This is a genomic window from Burkholderia sp. E168m23, from assembly GCF_016586125.1.
Classification (GTDB): domain Bacteria; phylum Pseudomonadota; class Gammaproteobacteria; order Burkholderiales; family Burkholderiaceae; genus Burkholderia; species Burkholderia orbicola.
In genome coordinates, this window is sequence record NZ_BCPP01000394.1 from 1 (window position 1) to 6,131 (window position 6,131).

At 68.8% G+C, this 6,131-nt stretch carries 5 protein-coding genes; all 5 read right to left on the bottom strand.

The genetic code is table 11. From position 1 onward, the window contains the following. A partial coding sequence (gene ftsW, locus JMF90_RS20060; protein WP_201325349.1) for a putative lipid II flippase FtsW occupies positions 1–1,275 on the bottom strand: 1,275 nt, incomplete at its 3' end. Further along, positions 1,272–2,783 (bottom strand): UDP-N-acetylmuramoyl-L-alanine--D-glutamate ligase, encoded by a 1,512-nt coding sequence (gene murD / locus JMF90_RS20065; protein WP_201316690.1) that lies wholly within the window; start codon positions 2,781–2,783, stop codon positions 1,272–1,274. The genes ftsW and murD, both read right to left, overlap by 4 nt. Before the next feature lie 28 nt (positions 2,784–2,811). After that, entirely contained in the window at positions 2,812–3,981 is a 1,170-nt protein-coding gene (gene mraY / locus JMF90_RS20070) for a phospho-N-acetylmuramoyl-pentapeptide-transferase (protein ID WP_006477019.1), read from the bottom strand. 16 nt (positions 3,982–3,997) lie between these two features. Beyond that, on the bottom strand, positions 3,998–5,404 hold the full coding sequence (gene murF, locus JMF90_RS20075) for a UDP-N-acetylmuramoyl-tripeptide--D-alanyl-D-alanine ligase (RefSeq protein ID WP_201316689.1): 1,407 nt from the start codon (positions 5,402–5,404) through the stop codon (positions 3,998–4,000). Further along, positions 5,401–6,131, bottom strand: a 731-nt coding sequence (locus JMF90_RS20080) for a Mur ligase family protein (protein WP_305790753.1), incomplete at its 5' end; no start/stop codon positions are given. The genes JMF90_RS20080 and murF, both read right to left, overlap by 4 nt.

Consider the following 6,131-nt stretch of genomic DNA (forward strand, 5'->3'; position numbering starts at 1 on the left):
CCCTCCGCGCATCAGCACCCGGTTCTCGTAGTCGACCCGCAGCAGCACCGCGAGCGCGACACAGTTCAGCAGGATGCCGGAGCCGCCATAGCTCACGAGCGGCAGCGTCAGCCCCTTGGTCGGCAGCAGCCCGAGGTTCACGCCCATGTTGATGAACGTCTGCGCGCCGAACCAGATGCCGATGCCCTTCGCCATCAGGCCCGCGAACGTGCGATCGAGCGCGAGCGCCTGGCGGCCGATTTCGAACGCGCGACGCACGATCCAGTAGAACAGCAGGATCACGACCAGCACGCCGATGAAGCCGAGTTCCTCGCCGATCACCGCGAGGATGAAGTCGGTATGCGCTTCCGGCAGGTAGTTCAGCTTTTCGACACTGCCGCCGAGGCCGACGCCGAACCACTCGCCGCGGCCGAACGCGATCAGCGAGTGCGTGAGCTGGTAAGCCTTGCCCTGCGCGTAGCGCTCGTCCCACGGATCGAGATACGCGAAGATCCGCTCGCGACGCCACGGCGACAGCCACACGAGCATCGTGAACGTGCCGACCGCCGTCGCGACGAGGCCGCCGAACAGCTTGCCGTTCACGCCGCCGAGGAACAGCACGCCCATCGCGATCGCGGCGACGACCATGAACGCGCCCATGTCGGGCTCGAGCAGCAGCAGCGCGCCGACCAGGCCGACCGCGAACGCCATCGGCAGGAAGCCCTTCGCGAAGCTCTGCATGTATTCCTGCTTGCGCACCGTGTAGTTCGCCGCGTAGATCGTCACCGCGAGCTTCATGATTTCCGACGGCTGCATGTTCGTGATGCCGAGCGGAATCCAGCGGCGCGCACCGTTCACGCCCTTGCCGACGTGCGGGATCAGCACGATCACGAGGCCGACCAGCGCGATCAGGAAAAGATGCGGCGCGTACTTGTCCCAGGTCGACACCGGCACGCGGAACGCGAGCACCGCCGCGATGAACGCGACGGTGAGCGACACGCAGTGGCGCATCAGGAACGCGTAATCGTGATACGACGCGTATTTCGGCGAATCGGGCATCGCGATCGACGCCGAATACACCATCACGACGCCGAGTCCGAGCAGCGCGATCGCGACCCACAGCAGCGAATAGTCGAAATCGAGCATCCGCGAACGGCTCGGGCGCACGCCGTTGACGACGCTCGCGAGGCCGCCCGTCGCGGCGCGCGTGGCCGATGCGACGCGGCCGCCCGCGGCATTGCCGCCGGTGTCGCGCCGGTCGTTGAAGCGGGAGACGAGGCGATCGGACCAGCTCATGGCGTCGCTCCTTTGTCGATGGCGATTGCGTCGACCGCCGCGCGGAACACTTCCGCGCGATGGGCGTAGTTCCTGAACATGTCGAGGCTCGCGCAGGCAGGCGACAGCAACACCGCATCGCCCGGCTCGGCGAGCTCGGCTGCTGCGTGCACCGCTGCTTCGAGCGTCGCGTGGTCGGCGAGCGGCACGCCCGTTTCGGCGAGCGTGTCGCGGATCACCGGCGCGTCGCGCCCGATCAGCATCACCGCGCGGCACCAGCGCGCGACCGGCGCGACCAGCGGCGCGAAATCCTGCCCCTTGCCGTCGCCGCCCGCGATCAGCACGATCTTCTGCGCGAGCCCGTCGAGCGCGGCTACCGTCGCGCCGACGTTCGTGCCCTTGCTGTCATCCACATAGTCGACGTCGTCGATCGTCGCGATCACTTCGACGCGATGTGCTTCGCCGCGGTATTCGCGCAGTGCGTGCAGCAACGGTGCGGCCGGAAGGTCGATCGCGCGCGCGAGCGCGAACGCGGCCAGCGCGTTCGCCGCGTTGTGCAGCCCGCGGATGCGCAGCGCGTCGGCCGGCATCAGGCGCTTTTGCGCGATGTCGGGCGTATGCGCGGCGTCGCGCTTGCGCCGGCGGGTCGTGGTCGCTTCATCCGGCGCGTCGCGATCGACGGCTTCCACCAGCCATGCGATGCCGTTGTCGCGCGACAGCCCGTAGTCGCCGTCCTGCGTCGGCTCGTTCAGGCCGAACGTGACCGTGCGCGGCGCGTCGGCCGCGCCAACTGCGGGAGCGAACTTCATCACGGCTGCGTCGTCGCGGTTCAGCACGCGCGTCGTCGTCGCGCCGAAGATCCGGCCCTTTGCCTGCGCGTACGCGTCGAAGCTGCCGTGCCAGTCGAGGTGGTCCTGCGTGATGTTGAGGATCGCGGCCGCATCGGGCGCGAACGTGCGCGCGGTCTCGAGCTGGAAGCTCGACAGTTCGAGCACCCAGACGTCGGGCAGCGCGGTTTCGTCGATCGCGCTCGCGAGCCGGTCGAGCATCGCCGGGCTGATGTTGCCCGCGACGGCGACCTTCTTGCCCGAACGCTGGCACAGCAGGCCCGTGAGGCTCGTCGTCGTGGTCTTGCCGTTGGTGCCGGTAATCGCGAGCACCTTCGGCTGGTAGCCGCTCGTGCCGAGCGCGCGCAGCGCCTGCGCGAAGAATTCCAGTTCGCCCCATACCGCGACACCGCGCTCGTTCGCGGCCGCGACCAGCGTCGCGAGCGCCGGCTCCAGCGGCGACAGGCCGGGGCTCAGTCCGACGATCTCGACGCCGCCGTCGAGCAGCGCGGGCGTGAACGCCCCGCCGACGAATTCCGCATCGATGCCTTCGGCCTGCAGCGCGGCAAGGTTCGGCGGCGCCTCGCGGGTATCGGCAATACGCAGCCGGCACCCGTGCCTCGCGCACCATCGCGCGATCGCGAGACCCGATTCCCCGAGCCCCAGTACGAGCACCATCGGCCGTTGCCGATCTCCAAACATCTCGCCAGACATCCTTGTTACCTTTCCTTTACCGCAGCTTGAGGGTGGTCAGACCGAACAGGCACAACATCAACGTGATGATCCAGAAACGCACGACCACCTGCGTTTCCTTCCAGCCGGACAATTCGAAATGGTGATGCAGCGGCGCCATCTTCAGCAGGCGCCGCCCTTCGCCGTAACGCTTCTTCGTGTACTTGAACCACGACACCTGCAGCATCACCGACAGCGTTTCCGCGACGAAGATGCCGCCCATGATGAACAGCACGATTTCCTGGCGCACGATCACCGCGACCGTGCCGAGCGCGCCGCCCAGCGCCAGCGCGCCGACGTCGCCCATGAACACCTGCGCGGGGTGCGTGTTGTACCAGAGGAACGCGAGCCCGGCCCCGCCCATCGCGGAACAGAAGATCAGCAGCTCGCCCGCGCCCGGGATGTGCGGGAACAGCAGGTATTTTGAATAGACCGCGCTGCCCATCACGTACGCGAACACACCGAGCGACGCGCCCACCAGCACGACCGGCATGATCACGAGGCCGTCGAGACCGTCGGTCAGGTTCACCGCGTTGCTCGCGCCGACGATCACGAAGTAGGTCAGCACGATGAAGCCCCACACGCCGAGCGGGTAGCTGATCGACTTCAGGAACGGCAGCATCAGGTCGGCGCGCGCCGGCAGCCCCATCGACAGGCCGCTCCGCACCCACGCCATGAACAGGTCGAACACGCGCACGTTGTTCGCCTCGGACACGCTGAACGCGAGATAGACGGCCGCGAACAGCCCGATCACCGATTGCCAGAAATACTTCTCGCGCGACGACATCCCGCGCGGGTCCTTGTGGACGACCTTGCGGTAGTCGTCGACCCAGCCGATCACGCCGAAGCCGAACGTGACGAGCATCACGATCCAGATGAAACGGTTCGTCAGGTCGCCCCACAGCAGCGTCGCGACCGCGATGCCGATCAGGATCAGCACGCCGCCCATCGTCGGCGTGCCGGACTTGACGAGGTGGGTCTGCGGGCCATCCTTGCGCACGGCCTGCCCGACCTTCATTTGCGTCAGCTTGCGGATCACCCACGGACCGCACACGAGCCCGATCCCGAGCGCGGTGATGGTGGCCATCACCGCCCGGAACGTGAGGTACGTGAACAAGCGCAAAAAGCTTGCGTCTCCTTGCAGCCATTGCGCCAGCGCCAGCAGCATGCTTCCTTCCTTCTACTCAGTGTGCGGCGGGCACGGTGCCCGCTGCGGGTTGGTTCGTCAGCGCGTCGACCACGCGCTCCATCTTCATGTACCGCGAGCCCTTCACGAGCACCGTCGCATGCGCGCCGTAACCGGCCGCGAGCAGCGCCGACACGAGCGCGCCGACGTCGTCGAAATGGCGTGCCGTGTCGCCGTAGGCCGTGCACGCGTCGCGCGATGCGTCACCGAGCGCGAACAGCGCGTCGATCCCGCGTTCGCGCGCGTACGCGCCGATCTCGCGATGGAAGGCCGGCCCTTCGTCGCCGACTTCGCCCATGTCGCCGATCACCAGCACGCGCGGCGCCGGATGCGCGGCGAGCACGTCGATCGCGGCACGCATCGAATCGGGATTCGCGTTGTACGTATCGTCGACGACCGTCGCGCCCGCGAGGCTGCCGACGCTCGCCTGCTTCACCTGCAGCCGGCCCTTGACCGGTTCGAACGCTTCGAGACCCTGCCGGATCGCCGACAGCGCGACGCCGGCGCCGAGCGCCGCGGCCGTCGCGGCCAGCGCGTTCCGCGCGTTGTGCTCGCCGAGCGCGCGCAGCCGCACCGTGACGGCGCCCGCCGGCGTGTCGATCGCGAGTTCGCCGCCGTGCATGCGGCCGACGACCTGCGCGTCGTTCTGCCGTTCGGCGTCGTGCAGCGCGAAATCGAGGATCCGGTTGCCGGTTGCCGCGACGCGCCAGATGCCCGCGTACGCGTCGTCGGCCGGAAACACCGCGACGCCGTCCGGCGGCAGCGCGTGAATCACGGCCGCATGTTCGAGCGCGACGGCTTCGACCGTCGCCATGAATTCCTGGTGCTCGCGCTGCGCGTTGTTGACGAGCGCGACCGTCGGCGCGGTGAGGCGCGCGAGGACTTCGGTTTCGCCCGGATGGTTCATGCCGATCTCGATCACCGCGAGACGATGCGCGGCCGACAGGCGCAGCAGCGTCAGCGGCAGGCCGACATCGTTGTTCAGGTTGCCGGCCGTCGCGAGTCGCGCGTCGGCGCCGACCGCCGCCGCGAAGATCGACGCGATCATTTCCTTGACGGTCGTCTTGCCGTTGCTGCCCGTCACCGCGACAAGCGGCAGCGGGAATCGCATCCGCCAGCCGTGCGCGAGCGCGCCGAGCGCGGCACGCGTTTCGCCGCCTTCGATCATCGGCATCGCGACGTCTGCCGGCGCGTGCGCGACGAGCGCCGCGGCAGCGCCGCGCGCGGCAACGTCGCCGAGAAAGTCGTGCGCATCGAAGCGCTCGCCCTTCAGCGCGACGAACAGGTCGCCCGGGCCGACCGTGCGGCTGTCGGTCGACACGCGGTCGAACGTGACGCCCGCGTCGCCGTGGACGGTGGCGCCGGGAATCAGGCGGGCAGCTTCGCCGAGGCTGAACATCGTCATTCGGCGCCTCCCTTGCCGTGCGTCGCGCGCGCTGCGAGCGCGAGCCGCGCGTGATCCTGGTCGGAGAACGTACGCTTCTTGCCCATGATTTCCTGCGTGGCCTCGTGGCCCTTGCCGGCCAGCACGACGACATCCTCGCGTGCGGCGCCCCGCACCGCCTGCAGGATCGCGCTGGCGCGATCCTCGATACGGCGTGCGCGATCGGGCGCGGTCATGCCCGCGACGACCTGGTCGATGATGTGCTGCGGATCTTCGCTGCGCGGGTTGTCGCTCGTGACGACGACTTCGTCGGCGAGCCGCTCCGCGATCGCGCCCATCAGCGGACGCTTCGTCGCATCGCGATCGCCGCCGCAGCCGAACATGCAGACGAGCCGGCCGCCGCGCGCCGCAGCGATCGGGCGCAACGCGTCGAGCGTCTTTTCGAGCGCGTCGGGCGTGTGCGCGTAGTCGATCACGACGAGCGGCTCGTCGTTCTGCAACCGGCCGCCGAGCCGCTGCATCCGGCCGTTGACCGACTCGAGCCGCTCGATCTCCGCGAGTGCCGCGTCGAACGGCACGTCGGCCGCGAGCAGCGCGCCGAGCACCGCGAGCAGGTTGCTGACGTTGAACGTGCCGAGCGTGCCGACCTCGACGTCCGCGTCGCCCCACGACGAACGCAGGCGGAATGCGGTACCCGTCGCGGTGGCGCGCACGTCGAGCGCGACCAGTTCGCGATCGGCGTCGGGCG

Bases quoted from the DNA above. Each gene is read 5' to 3' on its own strand.
- murD (WP_201316690.1), bottom strand. From the start codon at position 2,783: ATGTTTGGAGATCGGCAACGGCCGATGGTGCTCGTACTGGGGCTCGGG.
- mraY (WP_006477019.1), bottom strand. From the start codon at position 3,981: ATGCTGCTGGCGCTGGCGCAATGGCTGCAAGGAGACGCAAGCTTTTTG.
- murF (WP_201316689.1), bottom strand. From the start codon at position 5,404: ATGACGATGTTCAGCCTCGGCGAAGCTGCCCGCCTGATTCCCGGCGCC.